Origin of the sequence: uncultured Desulfovibrio sp. (genome assembly GCF_944324525.1) — a bacterium.
GTDB lineage: Bacteria > Desulfobacterota > Desulfovibrionia > Desulfovibrionales > Desulfovibrionaceae > Desulfovibrio.
Window position 1 is genome coordinate 18,936 of record NZ_CALUWS010000028.1, and the last position, 20,712, is coordinate 39,647.

Annotated in this window: 22 protein-coding genes; 21 read left to right on the forward strand and 1 reads right to left on the reverse strand. The window is 60.3% G+C overall.

What is annotated here, in order from left to right:
• The first annotated feature begins 7 nt into the window (after window positions 1–7).
• The 7 genes from Q0K12_RS08275 (at window position 8) to Q0K12_RS08305 (ending at window position 5,455) form a co-directional block, all read left to right on the forward strand.
• The gene (locus Q0K12_RS08275) at window positions 8–793 is read left to right on the forward strand and encodes a fumarate reductase iron-sulfur subunit (protein WP_297261883.1); all 786 of its coding nucleotides are present in this window, start codon (window positions 8–10) and stop codon (window positions 791–793) included.
• A gap of 233 nt (window positions 794–1,026) precedes the next feature.
• On the forward strand, window positions 1,027–1,710 hold the full coding sequence (locus Q0K12_RS08280; protein ID WP_297261885.1) for a CBS and ACT domain-containing protein: 684 nt from the start codon (window positions 1,027–1,029) through the stop codon (window positions 1,708–1,710).
• 485 nt (window positions 1,711–2,195) lie between these two features.
• A complete protein-coding gene (locus Q0K12_RS08285; protein ID WP_297261887.1) occupies window positions 2,196–2,879 on the forward strand; it encodes a DUF134 domain-containing protein in 684 nt (227 codons plus the stop codon).
• Window positions 2,880–2,889: 10 nt separating this feature from the next.
• The gene (locus Q0K12_RS08290; protein WP_297261889.1) at window positions 2,890–3,798 is read left to right on the forward strand and encodes an ATP-binding protein; all 909 of its coding nucleotides are present in this window, start codon (window positions 2,890–2,892) and stop codon (window positions 3,796–3,798) included.
• A complete protein-coding gene (locus tag Q0K12_RS08295) occupies window positions 3,791–4,666 on the forward strand; it encodes an ATP-binding protein (RefSeq protein ID WP_297261891.1) in 876 nt (291 codons plus the stop codon). The genes Q0K12_RS08290 and Q0K12_RS08295 overlap by 8 nt, the downstream gene beginning before the upstream one ends.
• Before the next feature lie 37 nt (window positions 4,667–4,703).
• Window positions 4,704–5,084, forward strand: coding sequence for a NifB/NifX family molybdenum-iron cluster-binding protein (locus tag Q0K12_RS08300; RefSeq protein WP_297261893.1), 381 nt, complete (start codon window positions 4,704–4,706; stop codon window positions 5,082–5,084).
• A gap of 11 nt (window positions 5,085–5,095) precedes the next feature.
• Entirely contained in the window at window positions 5,096–5,455 is a 360-nt protein-coding gene (locus Q0K12_RS08305) for a hypothetical protein (protein ID WP_297261895.1), read from the forward strand.
• Window positions 5,456–5,555: 100 nt separating this feature from the next.
• On the opposite strand, the gene Q0K12_RS08310 is transcribed toward Q0K12_RS08305, so the two are convergent.
• Window positions 5,556–6,557, reverse strand: a complete 1,002-nt coding sequence (locus tag Q0K12_RS08310) for a TRAP transporter substrate-binding protein (RefSeq protein ID WP_297261897.1) — start codon at window positions 6,555–6,557, stop codon at window positions 5,556–5,558.
• A gap of 197 nt (window positions 6,558–6,754) precedes the next feature.
• Here Q0K12_RS08310 and Q0K12_RS08315 point away from each other — a divergent pair, with 197 nt between their 5' ends.
• From Q0K12_RS08315 to Q0K12_RS08380, 14 genes are all read left to right on the forward strand, one after another.
• Window positions 6,755–7,507: an ABC transporter ATP-binding protein gene (locus tag Q0K12_RS08315; RefSeq protein WP_296306011.1), complete on the forward strand. Its 753-nt coding sequence runs from the start codon at window positions 6,755–6,757 to the stop codon at window positions 7,505–7,507.
• 41 nt (window positions 7,508–7,548) lie between these two features.
• Entirely contained in the window at window positions 7,549–8,343 is a 795-nt protein-coding gene (locus Q0K12_RS08320; protein WP_289106894.1) for an ABC transporter permease, read from the forward strand.
• A 2-nt stretch (window positions 8,344–8,345) separates the two neighbouring features.
• Window positions 8,346–9,191, forward strand: a complete 846-nt coding sequence (locus Q0K12_RS08325) for an ABC transporter permease (protein ID WP_289106892.1) — start codon at window positions 8,346–8,348, stop codon at window positions 9,189–9,191.
• A gap of 34 nt (window positions 9,192–9,225) precedes the next feature.
• Entirely contained in the window at window positions 9,226–9,990 is a 765-nt protein-coding gene (locus Q0K12_RS08330) for an ABC transporter ATP-binding protein (RefSeq protein ID WP_289106890.1), read from the forward strand.
• A gap of 77 nt (window positions 9,991–10,067) precedes the next feature.
• Window positions 10,068–10,358 carry a hypothetical protein gene (locus Q0K12_RS08335; protein ID WP_296306006.1) on the forward strand — a complete coding sequence of 97 codons (291 nt, stop codon included), beginning with the start codon at window positions 10,068–10,070 and terminating at the stop codon, window positions 10,356–10,358.
• 92 nt (window positions 10,359–10,450) lie between these two features.
• Window positions 10,451–11,530, forward strand: a complete 1,080-nt coding sequence (locus tag Q0K12_RS08340; protein ID WP_289106887.1) for an ABC transporter substrate-binding protein — start codon at window positions 10,451–10,453, stop codon at window positions 11,528–11,530.
• 301 nt (window positions 11,531–11,831) lie between these two features.
• Entirely contained in the window at window positions 11,832–12,908 is a 1,077-nt protein-coding gene (locus Q0K12_RS08345; RefSeq protein WP_296306001.1) for an ABC transporter substrate-binding protein, read from the forward strand.
• Window positions 12,909–13,356: 448 nt separating this feature from the next.
• Window positions 13,357–14,343 (forward strand): TOBE domain-containing protein, encoded by a 987-nt coding sequence (locus Q0K12_RS08350; RefSeq protein ID WP_297261902.1) that lies wholly within the window; start codon window positions 13,357–13,359, stop codon window positions 14,341–14,343.
• A 36-nt stretch (window positions 14,344–14,379) separates the two neighbouring features.
• Entirely contained in the window at window positions 14,380–15,198 is an 819-nt protein-coding gene (locus Q0K12_RS08355; protein ID WP_297261904.1) for a substrate-binding domain-containing protein, read from the forward strand.
• Window positions 15,199–15,744: 546 nt separating this feature from the next.
• Window positions 15,745–16,440, forward strand: coding sequence for an ABC transporter permease (locus Q0K12_RS08360; RefSeq protein WP_297261906.1), 696 nt, complete (start codon window positions 15,745–15,747; stop codon window positions 16,438–16,440).
• Window positions 16,437–17,093 (forward strand): ABC transporter ATP-binding protein, encoded by a 657-nt coding sequence (locus tag Q0K12_RS08365; RefSeq protein ID WP_297261908.1) that lies wholly within the window; start codon window positions 16,437–16,439, stop codon window positions 17,091–17,093. Before Q0K12_RS08360 ends, Q0K12_RS08365 begins: the two co-directional genes overlap by 4 nt.
• Before the next feature lie 143 nt (window positions 17,094–17,236).
• The gene (locus Q0K12_RS08370; RefSeq protein WP_297261910.1) at window positions 17,237–18,982 is read left to right on the forward strand and encodes an aldehyde ferredoxin oxidoreductase C-terminal domain-containing protein; all 1,746 of its coding nucleotides are present in this window, start codon (window positions 17,237–17,239) and stop codon (window positions 18,980–18,982) included.
• Between the two features lie 184 nt (window positions 18,983–19,166).
• The gene (locus Q0K12_RS08375) at window positions 19,167–19,406 is read left to right on the forward strand and encodes a MoaD/ThiS family protein (RefSeq protein ID WP_297261912.1); all 240 of its coding nucleotides are present in this window, start codon (window positions 19,167–19,169) and stop codon (window positions 19,404–19,406) included.
• A gap of 13 nt (window positions 19,407–19,419) precedes the next feature.
• Window positions 19,420–20,376 (forward strand): ThiF family adenylyltransferase, encoded by a 957-nt coding sequence (locus tag Q0K12_RS08380; RefSeq protein ID WP_297261914.1) that lies wholly within the window; start codon window positions 19,420–19,422, stop codon window positions 20,374–20,376.
• The last annotated feature ends 336 nt before the right edge of the window (window positions 20,377–20,712 follow it).

A 20,712-nucleotide genomic window follows, 5' to 3' on the forward strand; every position in this document is an offset into this window, starting at 1 on the left:
ACGAACAATGGGACGCATTCTGACCTTTGAGATATTCCGCTACAACCCGCTGGATCCCCGGTCCATGCCGCACATGCAGACCTTCACCCTGGAGGAGCAGCGCAGCATGACGCTCTTCGTGGCGCTGAACCAGATCCGCGAACATCAGGACGCCACCCTGCAGTTCGACTTCTGCTGCCGGGCGGGCATCTGCGGTTCCTGCGGCATGGTCATCAACGGCCGGCCCGGCCTGGCCTGCCATACCCAGACCAGCGACCTGCCGGAACGCATCACCCTGCATCCGCTGCCGGTGTTCAAACTGCTGGGGGACCTGTCCGTGGATACGGGCACCTGGTTCCGCAACGTGGGCAAGAAGATCGAGTCCTGGCTGCATACCAACAAGACCTTCGATCCCAACGCGCAGGAAGAGCGCATGGACAACGAGCTGGCCACCCAGATCTTCGAGCTGGACCGCTGCATCGAATGCGGCTGCTGTGTGGCCGCCTGCGGCACGGCGCTCATGCGCAAGGACTTCATCGGCGCCACGTCCATCAACCGCATGGCGCGCTTCTACATCGACCCCCGCGACCAGCGCACGCCCAAGGACTTCTATGACCTTATCGGCGACGATAACGGCGTGTTCGGCTGCATGGGCCTGCTGGCCTGCGACGACATCTGCCCCAAGCAGATCCCGCTGCAGGATCAGCTGGGCATCATGCGCCGCATGGTGAGCATCGAGTCCGTGCGCGGCTGGCTGCCGGAGGGCATCCGCAAGCGTCTGGGCGGCGGCTGCGGCTGCGGCCGGCACAAGTAGGCGTTAGAGCATTTTGCCTTTGAAAAAGGCAAAATGCGAGGCGGCGGCACAGCGCCGCCCGGCCGAAAGTGAGCGGAAAAACCGCGTTTTTTCCGCGAAACGTCAGGCCGTATGGTTTGAAACGCAGAGCGTTTCAAACTGAAAATGCTCTAGGACGTTCGTATCATCACAGGCCGGGGCAAGGCCCCGGCCAGACGACGGCGCGCCGAGCTGCCGTCGGAAGGAGCCTTGCCATGCTTATCAAACAGTGGATGACGCACGAAGTGGTTTCCGTCCTGCCGGACACTTCGCTGCTCAAGTGCAAGAGCCTGCTGCGCGACATGAACATCAGCCACCTGCCCGTGGTGGACAAGCAGGGCCATGTGGTCGGCCTGCTCTGCGACGACGACATCAAGGAATTCTCGCCGCAGCATACCACCGGTCTGGAAGTGCTGGAGCTGCTCGACATCCTTGCGGAAACGCCGGCCAAGCAGATCATGGTCGTGGCCCCGCACACCATCCATATCGATGAGACGGTGGAAAACGCCGCCATCCTCATGGACGAGAAGCGCGTGAACTGTCTGCCGGTGGTGGACGGCAACGACAAGCTCGTGGGCATCGTCACGGAGTCGGACATCTTCAAGACCTTCATCAGCATCACCGGTTCCCGCACCGAGAGCGTGCAGATGGCTTTCGTGCTGGAAAACAAGCCGGGCACGCTGCGCGCCATCCTCGACCGTCTCAAGGAAGCCAAGGCCCGCGTGGTGACGGTGCTCTCCAACATCCGGGACGACGGCCGCCGCGGCGTCACTCTGCGGTTCCGTGGCGAGGAGCGCGCAGTGGAGGACGAGCTCATCAAGGAGTTCTGCGCGCAGGGGACGGTACAGTACTGGGGACGCGGCCACGAGATCCATATCGTGGGCGACAACAATATTTAGCCCCTCCCACAGGCCTTCCTTTCGGGGAGACTGACCGACAGGTCAGTCTCCCTTTTTTGTGACGCGGAAAAGATTTTTCTTTCATCCGTTAGGGCCTGTTGACGCTATTCGCTGCCTGTTTGGGGGGAAGGGGAACCCCTCGCCTCGCGCGGGAGGGGGTTCCCCTTCCCCCCAAGCCCCCCATCCCTTCCCCAGCGCGCTTTTACCGGGGAAGGGGCGGGAAAACGAGGCAAGCCCGCCCCCAAAATAAGTGGAACGTGTATGGTTTTGTTTGGTTGCTTGTTGAAATCATTTGTAAAATTTGTGTTGACAGGCTCTGGAAGGAAAGATGACGAGAACGCCGTTTCCCGCTTCGCTGCGAAAAGGCTGGATCCGCCCGCGCGAAGAGTCCCTTCCCATGAAAAGCTCACTCCGCATCTTGACAGGGTGGCGCAAAGGATTATGCTCATTTGTGCAAAACAAATAGCCGTCCGACGGAGGAGAAGATGCCGCGTCCGCGCCATTGCCGCTATGTCAGCGCCGCGCCCAGCGTGACCTATTTCAAGCCGCGGGGTATCCCCCTGACGGAACTGGAAGAGGCCTGCCTGAGCGTGGAAGGGCTGGAGGCCCTGCGGCTGGCGGACATGGAAGGGTTGACGGCCATCGAGGCCGCCCGGCGCATGCGGGTCTCCCGCCATAGTTTCGGCCGTACGCTGGCGACGGCCCGGCGCACGGTGGCGACAGCCCTTTGCCGGGGACAGGCCCTGCGCATCGAGGGCGGCACCTACGCCGTGGCGTCGCCCTGTACGCCGGCGGCCGACAAGGAGAAGAAGCAGATGCGGAAGATAGCCGTTTCCAGTGAAGGCCCGACGCTCGACGATGCGGTGGATCCGCGTTTTGGCCGGGCAGGGGGCTTCGTGGTGGTCGATCTGCCGGATATGACCATCAGTTATATCGACAATGGCGCCTCCCAGGCCATGAGCATGGGGGCGGGCATCGAGACCGCCGAGCGCATGGCCCGGGCCGGGGTGGAGGTGGTGCTGAGCGGCTATGTGGGCCCCAAGGCCTTCGAGGCGCTGACGGCGGCGGGCATCAAGGTCTGTCAGAATGTGGAGGGCATCAGCGTGGGCGAAGCCGTGGAGCGCTTCCGCAAGGGTGAATACCCCTTTGCCGACGGGCCCAACAAGTAGCGGAGGGCATATGCGCATTGCCATTGCCAGCGGCAAGGGCGGCGCGGGCAAGACCTGCGTCACGGCCTCGCTTGCCGCCGTATGGGACGGACCGCTCGTGGCGGTGGACACGGACGTGGAGGCCCCCAACCTTCATCTTTTCCTGCGGCCGCGGATAACGGAAGAGCGGACAGCCTGGCTGGACGTGCCGCTGCTGTCGCCGGAGAAGTGCCGGCATTGCGATAAATGCCGGGACATCTGTTCGTACAAGGCCATCGCGTCCTTTGTGGGCCGCATCAGCATCTTTCCGGACATGTGTCATGGCTGCAACGGCTGCTTCGCCGTCTGTCCGTCCGGGGCATTGACGCGCGGCAGGCGCGAGCTGGGCCGCATCCTCAACGGCAGCGCGCTGGACGGGCGGGCCGCTTTCCTCATGGGGCGCACCCGCATCGGGGAATCCATGACGCCGCCTCTGCTGCGGCAGGAACAGGCCCGTCTGACGGAACTATTGGCCGAAGGGGACGGCATGGCGGAGCCGGACGTGCTCATGGATGCGCCTCCCGGCGTGAGTTGCCCGGCCGTCACCGTGGCGCGGGAGGCGGACATGCTGCTCCTGGTGGCGGACCCCTCGCCGTTCGGTTTCCATGATTTCCGGCTGGCGCATCAGGCTTTCGTGCCCTTGTACAAGCCCATCTGCGTGGTGACCAACCGGGCCGGCGCTCCGGGCAACGCCGAAGGGGACGCCGCCGTACGCGCCTATTGTCGGGAGCAGGGCCTGCCGCATCTGGGCGAACTGCCCTTTGACCGGGCGGCCGCCGAACAGTACGCCCGCGGAGGTCTCGTGGCGGAACTTTCGCCGGACTGGCGGCAGCGCTTCGAGGGGTTGCGCGACGCCCTGCGTCAGGCCGCGCCTGCCGCAAAGGAGGCCTGCCATGCGTGAGATCGTCATCATCAGCGGCAAGGGGGGCACCGGCAAGACGACCGTCTGCGCCGCCTTTGCCCATCTGGCTGAAAACAAGATCATCTGCGATCTGGATGTGGACGCGCCCGACCTGCATATCCTGCTGGAGCCGCACAAACAGCGCACGGAGGCTTTCCGTTCCGGCCTTGCCGTGAGCATAGATCCGCAAAAATGCGTCCGCTGCGGGCGCTGCGCCGAGCTCTGCGCCTTCGGGGCCGTGCGGGCGACGGCGGAAGGCGGCTATGCCGTGGATGCCCTGCGCTGCGAAGGCTGCGGCGTCTGCGCGGCCCTGTGCCCGCACAAGGCCATCGACACGGCGGAAAACCACTGCGGGGACTGGTACGTCAGCGACAGCCGTTTCGGCCTCATGGTGCACGCCCAGCTTTTCCCCGGGCAGGAGAATTCCGGCCGCCTCGTCAGTCTGCTCAAGACCGAGGCCCGGCGGCTGGCCAGGGAGCAGGGGCGCGAGATCATCCTTTGCGACGGCTCGCCGGGCGTCGGCTGCCCGGTCATTGCCTCCCTGTCCGGCGCACAGCTCGCCGTGGGCGTGGTGGAACCCACTCCCTCAGGTCGGCACGACTTCGGCCGCATCGCCGAATTGTGCCGCCATTTCCGTATCCCGCTGGCCGTCATCATCAACAAGGCGGATCTCAATCGGGCTGAAAGCGCGGCCATCGCCGCCCAATGCGCGGCGGACGGGCATACCCTGCTCGGCGAGCTGCCCTTCGACCCGCTGGTCACGGAGATCATGGTGCGTCGTCAGGCCCTTACGGAAAGCGACAATCCGCTTGGCAACCGCCTGAAGGAGATATGGTCGGCCCTTCAGGAGCTGCGCACGAGCCGTTGAGGCCGCGCGTTCACGACCAACGAACGGAGGATCTGACATGAGTTATCTGCTTGCCGTCCCGTCCGGCCTGCCGGGCGGACTCGATGCGCCGATGGGCATGCACTTCGGCCACTGCGACATCTACACCCTGGTGGAGGTGGACGGTGACGCCATCACATCGGTCACCACCCTGGAAAACGTGCCGCACCAGCAGGGCGGCTGCCTGGCCCCCGTGCAGCATCTTGCCTCGCGCAACGTGAGCAAACTGCTTGCCGGCGGGATGGGTATGCGTCCGCTCATGGCCTTCCAGCAAGCCGGGGTGGAAGTCTACTACGCCGGGCAGCAGCCCACGGTAGGCAGCGCCGTCAAAGCCTTTCTGGAAGGCAAGCTGCCGCCGTTCTCCACGGAATTCACCTGCGGTGGCGGCGGGCATCACTAGGAGCGGCGCGCATGGATATCCTTTGCGTCACGCAACGTCCCGACTGCTGGGAGGCGCTGCGCCCGGTCTTTGCGGCACAGGGAGCGACTCTGCGGCTGCTGCCGGCACTGGATGCGGCTCTGGCGGACATGGCCGCCACGCCGCCAGCGCTCTGCCTGCTCGATCTGGATGCGGCAGCCGACCTGCGGGCGGCCGTCATCAGGATACTTACCCTCAACGCCGCCATCCACACGGCAGCCGTGACCGACCTCGACGCGGCGGTATTCCATGACAGCATGGAAGGTCTCGGCATGCTCATGGGCTTGCCCCGCACGCCTGCCGCCGCGGATATCGAACGCCTGCTGGAGGCGCTGCGGGCCATATCCGCCTGAAGCGTCCGGCAGCGGAGGAAAGAGAAGGCGAACAACCATAAAAAGCGGCTGTCCGAATCGGACAGCCGCTTTTCATATGCGGGGTCACACGTATGGCGGACTACTGCCAGAGGGGTTGGCCGCAGGCCTTGAGGAAGGCATTGATGGCTTCCTTGCCGCCCATGCCGTCAGCCACGGCGGGCCAGACCTTCTGGAGGGCCACTTCCTTCCACTTGTCCTCGTCGGTCAGCTTGACGATCCGCAGGCCCTTGGCCACCAGCTCGCGCTTGGCGATCTCGGACATGGTGGAATGATACTTGAGGGATTCCTCCTGCGCGTACTTGCCGGCGTCCACCACGATCTTCTGGAGTTCGGGCGGCATCTTGGCGTAGACGCGCTCGCTGAGCACCAGGGGCTGGAGCTGGAAGGTGTAGTGAACTTCGGTCAGATACTTCTGGTTGGCTTCCAGGAACTTCATGGCTTCAAAGCCGATGTAGCCGTAGCACTGGCCGTCCACCACGCCCTGCTGGAGCGCCGTGAAGGTCTCGGCCCAGGAGATGGGGGTCGGGCTGCCGCCGAAGGCCTTGTAGGAGGCGATCAGCACGGCGCTCTGGGGCACGCGGAACTTCAGGTCCGCCATGTCGGACATCTTCTTGACGGGGTGCTTGGAGTTGGAGATGTAGCGGAAGTCCGTGTACGTCCAGCACAGCACGCGGAAACCGGCCTTGGTGGCGTAGCTGTTGAGCAGTTCGGCGGGCTTGCCGTTGGTGCCGACCACCACTTCATCCAGATTGTCGAAGAGGTAGGGCAGCGTCAGGATGCCGAGGCGCTTTTCAAAGGGCACGAGATTGGCGATGCCGCCCACGGCGAAGGGCTGGGAACCTTTCTGCACATTGCGGAAGACTTCGCTCTCGTCGCCGAGGCTGCCGCCGAAGAACAGCTGCACTTCGACCTGGCCTTTTGATTGTTCTTCCATGTACTTCTTGAAGGCCTTGGCGGCGTAACCCTGTTCGGAATCTTCAGGGTCACCCACAGCCACGCGGAAGATCTCCGCGGCGGAGGCGGTGGCGCTCCAGAGGAACAGAGCCGCAAGCATAAGGGGAATGATTCGTTTGAGATTCATTGGCACGCTCCTTGAATGTAAAAAGTTTATGATGCATTACGTAGTAAAACGCAAGAAAACGCAACAATTTGTTTCTTATTGTGTTGAAAAAAATTTTAAATAATTTCAATATGTTAAAAATTTCAAGAGATATTTTTTGGCTTCAGGTCTTGCAATAATGTGAAAAAAAGAACAGTATTAACCTTAAGGAGGAAACAATGGACGAAAAACAAACGCGAAACAAGGTTGAGGTGAGAAATTTAACCAAGCGATTCGGCGATTTGACAGTGCTGGACGGTATCAACTTTAACATCAAGGAAGGGGAACTGCTCGCGATCGTCGGGCCGACCGGGTGCGGCAAGACGACATTTCTCAACACATTGTCGAAGCTGATGCCGACAACCGAAGGGAACATCTACATCAACGGCGAGGAAGCGGATCCCAAAAAACATAATCTCGCCTACGTGTTCCAGGAGCCTACATGTCTGCCGTGGCGTACGGTGAGGGAAAACGTCGCCTACGGCATGGAGGTGAAGGGGGTCGGCAAGGAAGAACGCGAGGCCAGGGCGACCAAAATCATGGATCTTGTCGGGCTGACCTCATGCGCCGATCTGTACCCCAATCAGGTTTCCGCCAGCATGATGCAGCGCATCGCTGTCTCGCGGGCATTCGCGGTCAATCCAGACTTGCTCCTGATGGATGAGCCATATGGCCAGCTTGACGTAAAGCTGCGCTTTTACCTTGAAGATGAGCTGGTCAATATCTGGAGAAAGCTCAACAGCACAGTGCTTTTTGTAACACACAACATAGAAGAAGCTGTCTATGTGGCGGAAAGAATTTTGGTGCTTACCAACAAGCCGACAAAGATCAAGGCGGAAATCCCCGTTGATCTCCCTCGGCCGCGCGACTTGCTGAACCCCAAGTTCATCGAATTGCGTAAAGAGGTAACCGAGCTGATTCGCTGGTGGTAATGAAATCGCTGATCAGATAAAGCATAGGGTGAGGATCTTCAATGGCTTATAAAGAAGTAACTGTTAAACAACCGCTTCTCTTGACGGTTTTGCCGTATGTGAGCATCGCCGCTTTTTTCATCGTTTGGGAGTTCGCTGTCAGCTCCGGGGTCATCCCCAATGAACTGTTGGCGTCGCCGAGCCAAGTGGTGAGCACTTTCATTGATAAATTGTCAAACCCGAACCCAGATGGGGCCGTGATGGCCACGCATGCTTGGACGTCCGTGCAGGAAGCCTTTATCGGCTATTTGCTGGCGCTGCTCGTCGGCATCCCGCTTGGCCTGGCTATGGGCTGGTTCAATGTGGTTGAGGGGCTTTTTCGTCCAATTTTCGAACTTATCCGGCCCATTCCGCCCATCGCGTGGATACCTCTTACGGTCTTTTGGTTTGGAATTGGCCTGGCTGGCAAAGTGTTCATCATTTGGATTGCGGGCATCGTCCCCTGCGTCATCAACGCCTATGTCGGCGTTCGCATGACAAACCCGACGCTTATCCAAATGGCGCGTACTTACGGAGCCAATGACTGGCAGATATTTACCCAACTGTGTATTCCTTCCTCGCTTCCCATGGTTTTTGGCGCGCTGCAACTGGCACTTGCCTACTGCTGGACCAATCTTGTCGCGGCGGAACTCTTGGCCGCCGACTCAGGACTTGGCTTCCTCATCACGATGGGGGGACGGCTCGGCCGGCCCGACATCATCGTCCTTGGGATGATCTGCGTCGGTATTTCAGGCGCCATCATCGGATTCATCATCGACCGTGTTGAAAAGAAGCTGTTGGCCGGAATCAGGAGGTAAACATGAGCGGCTCCTCAATTGCTAATGAAACCATAGATCACTCCAAGAACCGCGAACCCTTCAGCTTTTACAAGTTCATCACGAATAAATATTTTCTCAACGTCGTATCCATTGTGGCCTTTCTGCTTATTTGGGATTACGTCGCCAAGGAAAAGATCTTTCGTGATTCGCTGGCCAGGCCGCTCGAGGTGGTTGATCAGCTCTATATGCTCACCTATATGAAATTCGCCGGCACAAATCTTGCTGGACATATATGGGCGAGCACCCAGCGCGTGCTTATAGGCTTCATCGCGGCCAGCATCGTCGCTGTACCGCTTGGCTTGTTCATGGCATTGAACAAATACGTCAATGCTGTGGTCAAACCTCTGTTCGACCTCTTTAAGCCCATGCCGCCCATCGCGTGGGTGTCCATTGCCATCCTCTGGTTCGGCATTGGCGAAATGTCCAAGGTCTTCATCATCATCATTGGAACCTTTGTCCCTTGCCTTCTCAACGCGTATAATGGAGTGAGGCTGGTCGATCCCGACCTGTACGATGTCGTCAGGGTGCTTGGCGGCAACAGGCGAGATGAAATTTTCCACGTATGCTTCCCGGCCTCCTTCCCAGCGGTGTTCGCGGGGTTGCAAATTTCACTCAGCTCCGCGTGGACGTGTGTGCTGGCAGCTGAACTGATGAATTCGCGTGACGGAATGGGCTTTCTCATCAAGCGCGGCATGGATACGCATCAACCCACCCTCGTCCTGGGAGGCATGGTGCTCATTGCGGCGGCGGCCTATGGCACGTCACTGCTGGTGACGCTTTTGGAAAAGAAGCTTTGCCCGTGGAAGCGCACCATTGAAAACCTTTAATCGCTTCGGCGGCCGCAACAAGGAATGAGACATAATGGCACACAAGCTGAAACTTCATTGCGACAATGTCAGCAAGACGTTCATTCAAAAGGGGAATCAGGAAGTCCCCGTGATCAGGGACGTCACACTGGATGTTTACGAAAATGAGTTTTTGGTCATTCTCGGGCCAGGGCAGTGCGGAAAATCAACGCTGCTGAAAATTTTTGCAGGTCTTGAAACGCCCGACACTGGCTATGTAACTCTGGATGGTCAGCCCATAGTGGGGCCAGGACCGGATCGGGGCATCGTTTTTCAGGGCTACATGCTGTTTGCGTGGAAAACCGTTCGCGATAATGTGGAACTGGGACTTAAACTCAGAAATATTCCTAAAAGCGAGCGCCGTGATATTGGTCAGCACTATATTGACATGGTGGGGCTTACGGGGTTTGAAAATCACTATCCCCACCAGTTGTCGGGCGGCATGAAGCAACGCGTCGGAATTGCGCGGGCCTATGCCAACTCTCCCAACATCATGCTCCTGGATGAACCCTTCGGTCAGCTGGATGCGCAGACCCGCATGTTCATGCAGAAGGAGACCGCGCGCATTTGGGAGCAGGAACGGCGCACGGTAATTTTTGTGACGAATAATATTGACGAAGCGCTCTACTTGGGCGATAGAATCATATTGATGGAGGGGAAACTGCCGGGAACCATCAAGACAAGCTATGATATCGATTTGCCACGCCCACGAGAACATACGAATATTGATCTTCTCAAACTGCGTGCGACCATAACCGATAACACGGAACTTGTACTGTAGCTGTGAATATGCTTTTCAGCGTCATCGTCGGCATAACAGCCACCTGCTTGATTTGGCATGGCGTCAGGAAGTTGACCATGACCAAAATTGAGAAGAAGGATGAGACTCGACCAATTCCATATGATGGAAAAAAAACTCGGGAAGAGCTGATAGAGAAAACACTGAAGCAGCTTTTTCGTGTCAGGTTGGCAGGACTCATTCTCTGTGCGGCGGCTGCGGTAGGCCTGTATCTTCATGTGCCAAAGACCGTCGTGGCCCTCGTGGCGGCATGCGGATGCATCATGCAATACGTTGCTTATCGAATTCGCAATATGCGCGATAAAAGCTTGCGGCAACTGGGTGACAATGCTTTCTATGATCGAGATTGATGCTGAATGGTCATGATTTTTGTCGGGAAGAACGCTCTCGAATAGGTCGAAAGACGTGTCTTTCCAGGTAAAACAAGCAAGGAGAAATCTCTATGCGATTCAAAAAACTCCTTTCCCTCTTGATGGCTGCCGTGCTTTGCGCCACTATGTCATCAGGCGTCCTTGCAGCGAAGCTTACAAAGGTTCCAACAGCATGGATGGATGAGCATGAAACCTTCCTGATCTGGTATGCCAAGGAGAAAGGATGGGACAAGGAAGTGGGGCTCGACCTTGATATCCAGTACTTCGGTTCGGGAATGGACATCCTGAACGCTCTTCCGTCAGGATCGTGGGTCTTCGCCGGTATGGGCGCTGTGCCTGCCATGATGGGCGCGCTGCGCTACAACACGTCCATTATTGCCATCGGCAATGACGAATCCATGACCAACGCCGTGCTGGTGCGTGCGGACAGCCCCATTGCCAAGGTCAAGGGCTACAATAAGGATTTCCCTGAAGTTCTTGGCAGCCCCGAGACCGTCAAAGGCAAGACCATCTTGGTGACTACGGTTTCGTCCGCGCACTATGGCCTGTCGAACTGGCTCAAGGCTCTGGGCCTGACCGACAAGGACGTGACGATCAAGAACATGGATCAGGCGCAGGCTCTTGGCGCTTTTGATAACGGCATAGGCGACGCCGTGGCCCTGTGGGCTCCGCATCTCTACGCCGGACAGGCTAAGGGCTGGAAGATCGCTGGCGATCTTAAGATGGTCAATGTGGGCAACCCCATCGTCCTTATCGCCGACACCAAGTATGCGGAAAAGAATCCTGAGATCGTGGCCAAGTTCCTGAGCATCTATCTGCGTGCCGTCAATATGCTGCAGAACGAGCCTCTGGAAAGCCTTGTGCCCGAGTACCAGCGTTTTTACCTCGAATGGGCTGGCAAGCAGTACTCCAAGGAGATCGCTCTGGTGGACTTGCAGAAGCATCCCGTGTTCAATCTGAAGCAGCAGCTTGCCCTGTTTGACGATTCCAAGGGAATGAGCAAGGCGCAGACTTGGCAGAGCGAGATTGCGAAGTTCTTTGCGAGTGTTGGCAGCATCAACCAGGAAGAATTGAGCAAGGTTCGTGATGGTGCCTACGCGACCGGTAAGTATCTGAAGCTTGTGAAGGAACCTATCCCGAGCTACAAGTAGTGGTGCTTGCGCGGGCGAAAGCGGTGGATCCAGGTCTTTCGCCCGCGCTTTTGATACCTGAGCGAACAAGATTGAAGCTGATTCTCACTTGTCGGCCATGGCCATGAAAATTTTTTGCACGGCTAGGGGATTTTTGTCATGTGGTGTGCCATCTCGTACAACAATCTTCTCACCGTCAAGCCTCACAGCGGACACAAGATTGGACTGGCCCAAGTTATCTTGTTCAGTTTCTCTGAGTCATAGTTCGCAGGTGCTCTTTTCAGAAATGCTTTCAGCGAAACTCATGCACTAAGGAATCATTATGCGCATGGTGAAAAAATGCTTGTTACTGAGTCTGCTCCTGTTGAGCATGATTGGAGTCCAGGCTGTGGAGGCTGCAAAATTGCAGAAAATTCCCGCTGGCTGGATGGGAGCGCAGGAAACTTTTCCGATATGGTATGCGAAGCAGCAAGGTTGGGATAAGAAGCTTGGCCTTGACATTGAACTCGTATATTTCAACTCGGGGATGGATGCAATGAATACCCTTCCGGCCAAAACTTGGGTTATTGCCGGTATGGGAGCTCTCCCCGCCATGATTGGTGCCTTACGACAGGATATTTATGTGATTGCCGATTGCAACGAGGAGGCATCAGCCAACGCCGTCATGGTTCGAAAAGATAGTCCTATCCTCAAAAACAAAGGATTCAACAAGGCGTACCCTGAAGTATACGGCTCTCCTGAATCCGTAAAAGGCAAGACCGTACTTACCACAGCGGTTTCATCGGCGCACTATGCGCTCGTTGCATGGCTCAAGACGCTCGGCCTCTCCGAAAAGGATATTGTCCTCAAAAATATGGATCAGGCTTCAGCTCTTGCGGCCTTTGATTACGGTATTGGCGATATCGTTGCGTTGTGGGCCCCCCTCACATTTGTAGGCAACAATCGCGGCTGGCGCGATGCGGCCACGCTCAAGAATTGCGGCGTCAGCCTGCCAATCGTCATGGTTGCTGATAAATCTTTTGCTGATGATAATCCTGAAGTTGTTGCCAAATTTCTTTACCTCTATATAAGGGCTGCTGAAGCAGTCAAAAAAATGCCAAATGATAAATTGATTCCAATTTATCTTCGGTTTTATAGCGAGTGGACAGGGGCTGAATATGATACTCGTTTAGCCGAGTTGGATATTGCGAGCCATCCTCTTTTCACTATCGAAGAACTCTTGCGCGTTTATGATGATTCCGCTGGCCCCAGCATGGCTCAGCGACGGCAGGCTAATATAGCCAAGTTTTTCCATCAAGCGGGAAAAATTACAGATAGTGAGCTGGCCAAGGTTGAAAAGAGTGCATATGTGACCAACAAATTCCTCAAGCTGGCAACAAAGATACAACTTCCCGAATAATCGCAAGCGTCCCCGTCATGAAGGAAGGCGGTTTGCTGACGATACCGTCTCGCTATGTATGGGGGTGATGCCTTTGGCTGGGAACGCTGACTCGCAAATATCCCTGGCACACCAAGGGCTCGTAAGAGACCGCTGTACTTTGCCAAGAGTGGACGCACATCTGTGGTGCATCCACTCTTGGCTGAAGAAGGCTTCGATCGAGATGGTGTCGTCAAAATATAAAGGTTATGCTATAGTCTTTATTGTGGATGACGTACGGAAAGCTTCGCACGCTTAGAGGATTTTGCCTTTGAAAAAGGCAAAACGCGAGGCGACGACGCAGCGCCGCCCGGCCAAAAGTGAACCGAAAACCGCACTTTTCCGAACCGCCAGGCCGCACGGCCTGGTATGCAAAGCGTTTCAAACGGAAAAGGCTCGCGTTCGCTCCTCTCGAAGAAAAGCAAGATGCATGGCCTGCCTGACGCAAACGATGCTGGAAGCGCTTACCCTGCGCTGGGAACAATGGGAGGCGGAAGCCGCCACCCCCGCCCGACGGCTCGTACGGGCGCGCCTGCATCTGGTTTTCCTGCTGGTGCGCTACGGCGGCCTGCGGCTGGGCGAGGTGCTGGGGCTGGATATCCGTAACGCGCTGGACTGCGTGACCGGCATGCTCCATGTGCCGGGCGACAATGCCCGCGATGTGCTACTTCCTCTGTCCTGCATGCGCCACGTCCGCCGTATCGGCTCACTGCCGGAAGCGGCGGATGCCGGGCGCTTCCTGGTCTTTGACGAAAGCTTCCTGCGCAAAAAGTTCTATGCCGTGGCGGCGAGCCTGGGCATTGCCGCCGCCGAAGCCGGGCCCCGGGCGTTGCGCTATGCCCGTGGCCGCGAGCTGCTGGAACTGCATGTGCCCATCGGCCTCGTGCAGAAGTTCCTGGGTCAGCAGAAGCCATCCCAGCTGGCGGCCTTCCTGGACTTTGCCGAAGGCGCGGCCCGCGAGCTGCTCGTCCGCCAGGCCCGTTCGCGTCTGGCGACGGCGGGGGAGGAGAGCGACAACATCTTTGTGGGCATGGTGGAGGATGTTCGCGTGGGCATGCGTGCCGCTGAGGTGGAGGTGCTGACCTTCAGCGACATCCGCCTGGCCGCCTGGTGCGATCTTGCCCGCATGCGACGCTTGGAGTTGCGGGAAAATCAGGTTATAAGCGTGCGCGTCGCCGCCGGGGGCATTGTGCTGAGCACGGAGGCCGCGGCGACCTCGCTGCAAAACAGAGTGAGCGGACGGGTCGCCAGCCTGCATGCCGATAACGTGGAGTGCTTTGTCGGCGTGGATCTGACTGATGGAACGACGCTTCGGGCGGCGCTGGAGCGCGCCGCCGTCGAGCCGCTGCACCTCTATGCCGGCCGCAAGGTGTATGCGGCCTTCTCCGCACGGGCCGTGCATATTTGCGAAGATTAGCCCCCAGGGCCGCCCTATGGCGGAAAGGAGTCGTCCATGCTGTTACGCAATCTGACGTGTGCCCTTGTGCTGACCGGTCTGCTGGCCGTCCCGGCGCAGGCCGAGACCTTGATGATGGCCACGACCACCAGCACCCAGGATTCCGGTCTGCTGGAATACCTCAACCCGGCCTTCACCCAGGAAACGGGCCTCGAACTCAAATGGGTGGCCGTCGGGACCGGCAAGGCGCTGGAGATCGCCAAGAACTGTGATGCCGACGTCCTGCTGGTGCATGCTCCCGCGGCGGAAATGAAATTCGTGGCCGACGGCTACGGCATCGACCGCCGCCAGGTCATGTACAACGACTTCGTGCTGGTGGGCCCGGCGGCCGACCCGGCCAAGGTGAGCGGCAAGACCACCGCCGAAGCCCTCAAGGCCATCGCCGGAGCCAAGGCGCCATTTGTGAGCCGCGGCGACGAATCCGGTACCCACAAGGCGGAAAAAGCCCTCTGGAAGGCGAACAACCTTTCGCCCGACAAGGAGTCCTTCTACATTTCGGCCGGACAGGGCATGATGGCCACGCTCAACATGGCCGCCGAAAAGAAAGGCTACGCCCTCACCGACCGCGGCACCTGGATCAAGTTCGCCAACAAGCAGGGCAAGAACAATCCGTTGCGCATCGTGGTGGAAGGAGATAAGGCCCTGTTCAACCAGTACAGCGTCATCACCGTCAATCCCGAACGCTGCCCGCGCCTGAAAAAGGCGGCCGCCAAGACCTTCGAGGACTGGTGGGTCAAGCCCGAGACCCAGAAGCGCATCGCCGACTACACCCTGGAAGGCAAGCAGCTCTTCTTCCCCAATGCCGACGCCAAGTAACGACAAGGCGTGAATGAACGTATTCTTTGGGGGGAAGGGAAACCCCTCCGCCAGCGCGGGCGGGGTAGCTCTGCTGTCGATGCCCGTAAGGCTCCTGCGTCACCTAACGGGCACGGCCCTGCGGGCCGCCATTCGGTCGCTCCCTTCCCTCCAAGCCCCCCATCCTATCCCCAGCGCGCTTTTACCAGGAAGGATGAAGCAAGTCTCCTTCCCCAGCCGCCCCGACAGGGGAAAAGGGCCGGGATGATGCCCTTTGACAAGGGATACGGCAAAGTCCCGGTCGTCCCGGAGAGCCGGAGCGGTGAAGTCGCAACGACGGACAGCAACAAGACGACAACGTCGCAAGGCAACAACGCGGCAACATGGCAACGGTTGCAGGTTGTTTCTGTCCACGATAGGGCGATAGGGCTTGTCCGTGAGAGTTTTTTTACAAGCATTTCAAGCGGGCATGGGAAACGCTGTCGTGCTTTCGGTGAACGCTCGCCGCATGGCCTGCCCCTTCCCCCCAACCATGTGCCGTCTGCGCGTATCTTTTCAGGATGACGTATGGAATATCTGGCCGATGGTCTTGCGGCGGCCCTCCATCTGCTGCTGCATCTGGACGACGCCACCCGCGCCGCCATCGCGGCGACGCTCCTTTCCACCGGCTACGCCATGACGGCGGCCATGCTGCTGGGCCTGCCCGCGGGTTTTGCGCTGGGCTATGTCTCCTTTCCGGGGCGGCGCGCCCTGCGGCTCATTTCGGATACGCTGCTGGCCTTTCCCACGGTGCTCATCGGCTTGCTGGTCTATGCCTTCATCACCTACCGGGGGCCGCTGGGGGAGTGGGGCCTGCTCTTCACCCTGCCGGGCATGGCCATCGGTCAGGCCGTGCTGGCCCTGCCCATCGTGGTCTCCTGGACGGCGCAGGCCGTGGAAAGTCTTGACCCGCGCTGCCGGGAAACGCTGCTCACGCTGGGGGCGCGTCCTCTGCAGGTGGCCCGGCTCACGCTCTGGGAATGCCGCTACGCCATCGGCATGGTCTGCGTCACGGCCTTTGGCCGGGTCATCACCGAAGTGGGCATCGCCATGATGCTGGGCGGCAATATCCGGTACGCCACCCGTACCATGACCACGGCCATCGCGCTGGAGACCAGCAAGGGCGAATTCGCGCAGGGCATCGCCCTCGGGCTGGTGCTCCTGCTCATGGCCTTTGGCGTCAACCTGTTGCTGGCGTTCTTCCGACGGAGGGGCAGGGCATGAGTCCGCTGTATGTGTGCCGCGATCTTGTCCAGCGCTACGAGGGCCGCGAGGTGCTGCGGCTGCCGGAGCTGACGGTGGATGAGGGCGAGGTGCTGGCCCTCACCGGGCCCAACGGCTGCGGCAAGTCCACTCTGTTGCGCTTGCTGGCTTTTCTGGAACGGCCCGCCGCCGGCCTGTTGCGCTACGCGGGCGGCGACGAGCCCCGGCAGGAGGTGACGCTCCTCCTGCAGGACGCCTACCTCATGCGCTGTTCGGTCTTTGCCAATGTGACCCTGGGGCTGCGGTTGCGCCATCAGCGGCAGGAGTTGCGTTCCATGTATGAGGAATGCATGCGGGCCGTGGGCTTTGCCGCGCCGGAGGAACTGGCCGGCAGGGACCGGCGCGCCCTTTCCGGCGGCGAACGGCAGCGCGTGGCGCTGGCGGCCCGGCTGGCCCTGCGGCCGCGCGTCCTTCTGCTCGATGAGCCGACCGCCAGCGTGGATGCCCGCAGCGCACGGGCCATCGTGGAGGCCGTGCGCGATTGCGTACGCCGGGGGACCACGGTCATTTGCGCCACCCATGACCGGGCGCTTATGACGGCGCTGGCCGCGCGAGAGGTCGCCCTCGGCCGCCGCTGGGATGAAGACGCGGCCGGGGCGGGCGGCGGGGCGTAAAAAATCCCGCTTTCGGCAAACGTGCGCGAGCAGCGCCCAAAAGCGGGATTGTTCCGGCCAATGCTTGCCGGAAGAGGACGGGCTTCCTAGACTGGCGGCAAATGAACCGCGAGTCCCGCCGCGTCGGGAAGGAGGAAGCACAGATGTTTCGTTTCTTGCGTGTGAACATGGCTGCCAAGACCTGCGTGTTTGAAGACATCCCGCAGGAATATGCCGGTCTGGGCGGTCGCGCCCTGACGTCCACCATCGTGGCCCGTGAGGTGGATCCCACCTGTACGCCGCTGGGGCCCCACAACAAGCTCGTCTTTGCGCCGGGCCTGCTGGGCGCCACCAACAGCCCCAACGGCAACCGCATCTCCGTGGGCTGCAAAAGCCCCCTGACCGAAGGCATCAAGGAATCCAACGCGGGCGGTCAGCCCGGCGGTCATCTGGCCCGGCTGGGCATCCTCGCCATCATCGTGGAAGACATGGCCAAGGAAGGCGAATGGTGGCAGCTTGAGATCGGGCAGAACAGCGCTCGTCTGGTGCCCTCGCCCGTGGCGGGCTGCAACAACTTCGCCGCCGTGGAAAAACTCGTGGAGACCTACGGCAAGGAGTGCAGCTACATCACCATCGGCCGCGCCGGGGAATACCGGCTCACCGCGGCCAGCATCGCTTGCACCGACCGGGAACTGCGGCCCATGCGCCATGCCGGGCGCGGGGGCGTCGGCGCGGTCATGGGCTCCAAGGGCCTCAAGGCCATCATCATCAATCCCGACGGCGGCCAGAACCATCCTCTCGTGGATGAGGCCGGCTTCCGCGATGCGGCCAAGCGTTTCGCCAAGGCGCTGGCCGGACATCCCATCACCGGCAAGGGCCTTGCCGAATACGGCACCGCCGTGCTGGTGAACATCCTGCACGAGGCCGGCGGCCTGCCCACGGCCAACTTTACCGTGGGGCAGTTCGACAAGCACGAAGGCGTTTCCGGCGAGACGCTCAACGCGCTGACCAAGGAGCGTGGCGGTGAAGGGGCCGTGGCTCACGGCTGCATGAGCGGCTGCGTCATCCGCTGCAGCGGCATTCTGGCGGACAAGAAGGGCAAGTTCCAGAGCAAGTGGCCCGAATACGAGACCCTGTGGAGCTTCGGCCCGCATTGCGGCATCGGCGAGCTGGACAAGGTCTCCCGCTTTGACTACCTCTGCGACGACTTCGGCGTGGACACCATCGACGTGGGCGTGGCCGTGGGCGTGGCCATGGCCGGCGGCGGCATACCCTACGGCGATGCGGACGCGGCCCTCAAGGCTGTGGAAGGCATCAGCGAAGGCACGCCGCTGGGCCGTGTGCTGGGTTGCGGCGCGGCCACCACGGGCCGGGTGTTCGGCGTGCGGCGCGTGCCCTGCGTCAAGGGCCAGAGCCTGCCCGCCTATGATCCGCGCGCGGTCAAGGGCGTGGGCGTCACCTACGCCACCACCCCGATGGGCGCCGACCACACCGCGGGGTATGCCGTCACGGCCAATATCCTGAACTGCGGCGGCAAGGTCGATCCGCTGAAGAAGGACGGGCAGATCGAGCTTTCCCGCAATCTGCAGATCGCTACGGCCTCCGTGGATTCCGTGGGCCTGTGCCTCTTTACCGCCTTTGCCATCCTGGACGTGCCGGACGCGCTGCCCGCCGTGGTGGACATGCTCAACGCCAAGTTCGGCTGGAAGCTCACCGGCGACGACGTGGTGACGCTCGGTCAGCGCATCCTCTCCACGGAGATCGACTTCAACCGCCGCGCGGGCATCACCCAGGCGGCCGACCACCTGCCGGACTTCTTCGAGGATGAGGCCCTGCCGCCCCACAACACCACCTTCGACATCAGCCGCGACGAGCTGAAGACCGTCTTCAACTGGATCGAAGAAAAGTAGCTCTCTCCGCCATCCTCCCGCCGTCCGTCCGGGCGGCGGGAGACCGCGAGAGCATCACTGACAGCATCTTTCCGGCGCTGCCGCCTGCCGCGCCGCTTGTTTCCCCTGTCGGCGGCGGGTATGCTTCTCCAGACGGCTGTTCCGGGCATACGGCCCGGGACACGAGCAAGATGAAGGAGAGAATATGCGGATACTCGTCAAACTCAGCACAACCCTGCGGGACTGCGTGCCGGGCTATGACGCCGAGACCGGCTTGTCTCTCGACATGCCGGAGGGGACAAGCGTGCGGGAACTGGCGCGGCATATCCATGTGCCGCCGGAAGAGATCAAGATAGTCATGATCAACGGACGTCAAAGCGAGGGTTCCGATACCTTACGCGACGGGGATCGAGTGGCCCTTTTCCCGGCAGTCGGGGGAGGCTAGACGTCCGTTGACCATGACGCTTTCCATGACCCTGACGCCGGAGGCAGGCCCTCGTCCGCCGGATGAGCTGCTGGTCTTCATTTTCGCCTGCCTGGCGGAGCGCGGGCTGTCGTCCGACGGTCTCCGACCGCCGGATGCAACGCACCCCCTCTTCGTGGAGCGGGACGTGCTCGCCGCCCGGGCCCGGCAGCAGAACTGCTCCCTGCGGCAGGTCATGGACGATTGTCTGTCCCGGCACATCTGGCCGGAACGCTTCCGACGAAATTACGGACTTTTTTCCGTAAAGGCAATGCGTCGTTTGCTGGGAGCACGCGTATTGCTGGCGGGCTGCGGCGGCCTTGGCGGTCATCTGGCCGGTCTGCTGGCGCGACTGGGCATCGGCGCCTTCGTGCTGTGCGATCCCGACAGCTTTACGGAAAGCAATCTCAACCGGCAGGCCTTCTGCACGGAACGCACGCTGGGCCTGCCCAAGGCCGAGGTCGCCGCGCAGGCCGTGCGGGATATGGCGGGCCATGCGGAGGTCGCGCCGCACACGCTGGCCGTCACGGCGGACAACCTTCCCGCGCTGCTCGACGGCGTGGACGTGGCGCTGGACTGTCTGGACTCGGTGGCGGACAAAACCCTTTTGGAAAACGCCTGCCTGCGAGCGGGCGTGCCCTTCGTGCATGGCGGCGTCCTGCGGCACGAGGGCATGGTCTTCCGCAACGTGCCGGGGCCGGCCGGCTTACCGGCCAGTGCACCGGATGCCCAGCCTGACGCCGGGCTGCGCCGTCTCTATCCGCAGGGGCAGAGCCAGGCGGAGCTGGACGCCGCACGGGCCGCCGGGGTCAGCGTGCTTTCCGTGGCCGGGATCGCCTGCCTCATGGCCGGACAGTGCCTGCGTATCCTGCTGGGCGAAGCCGCGCCCGGACTGGGCCGTTTGTACCATCTGGACAGCGGCCTCCCCGAACTGGAATCCTTTGCCTGGTAACGGCATCCAGAGCAGTTTCATACGATTTACGGAAAAAGCGTGGTTTTTCCGTGTGTTCGGTTGCGGGTAGTCGCTCTCGCGACTACCAGAGCAGTCCACATTTTCAATGTGGGATTGCTCTATCTGTTGAAATAAATTGAAAATTTATATTAAAAGGCCTTGGCCGGGTGACGCTGCGCTGTCGCCATGTTCCCCGCGAACCATCGTTCGGGAGACCAGCGGTTGGGAGACGGTCTGCGGGAGAATCCCTCCCCGTCATCCTCCAGAACAAGAGTTTTTGCGGGAGGAAAGGGGGGCGCGGGGGGAAAGGAGGGGGCTTTTTGCAAAAAGCCTCCT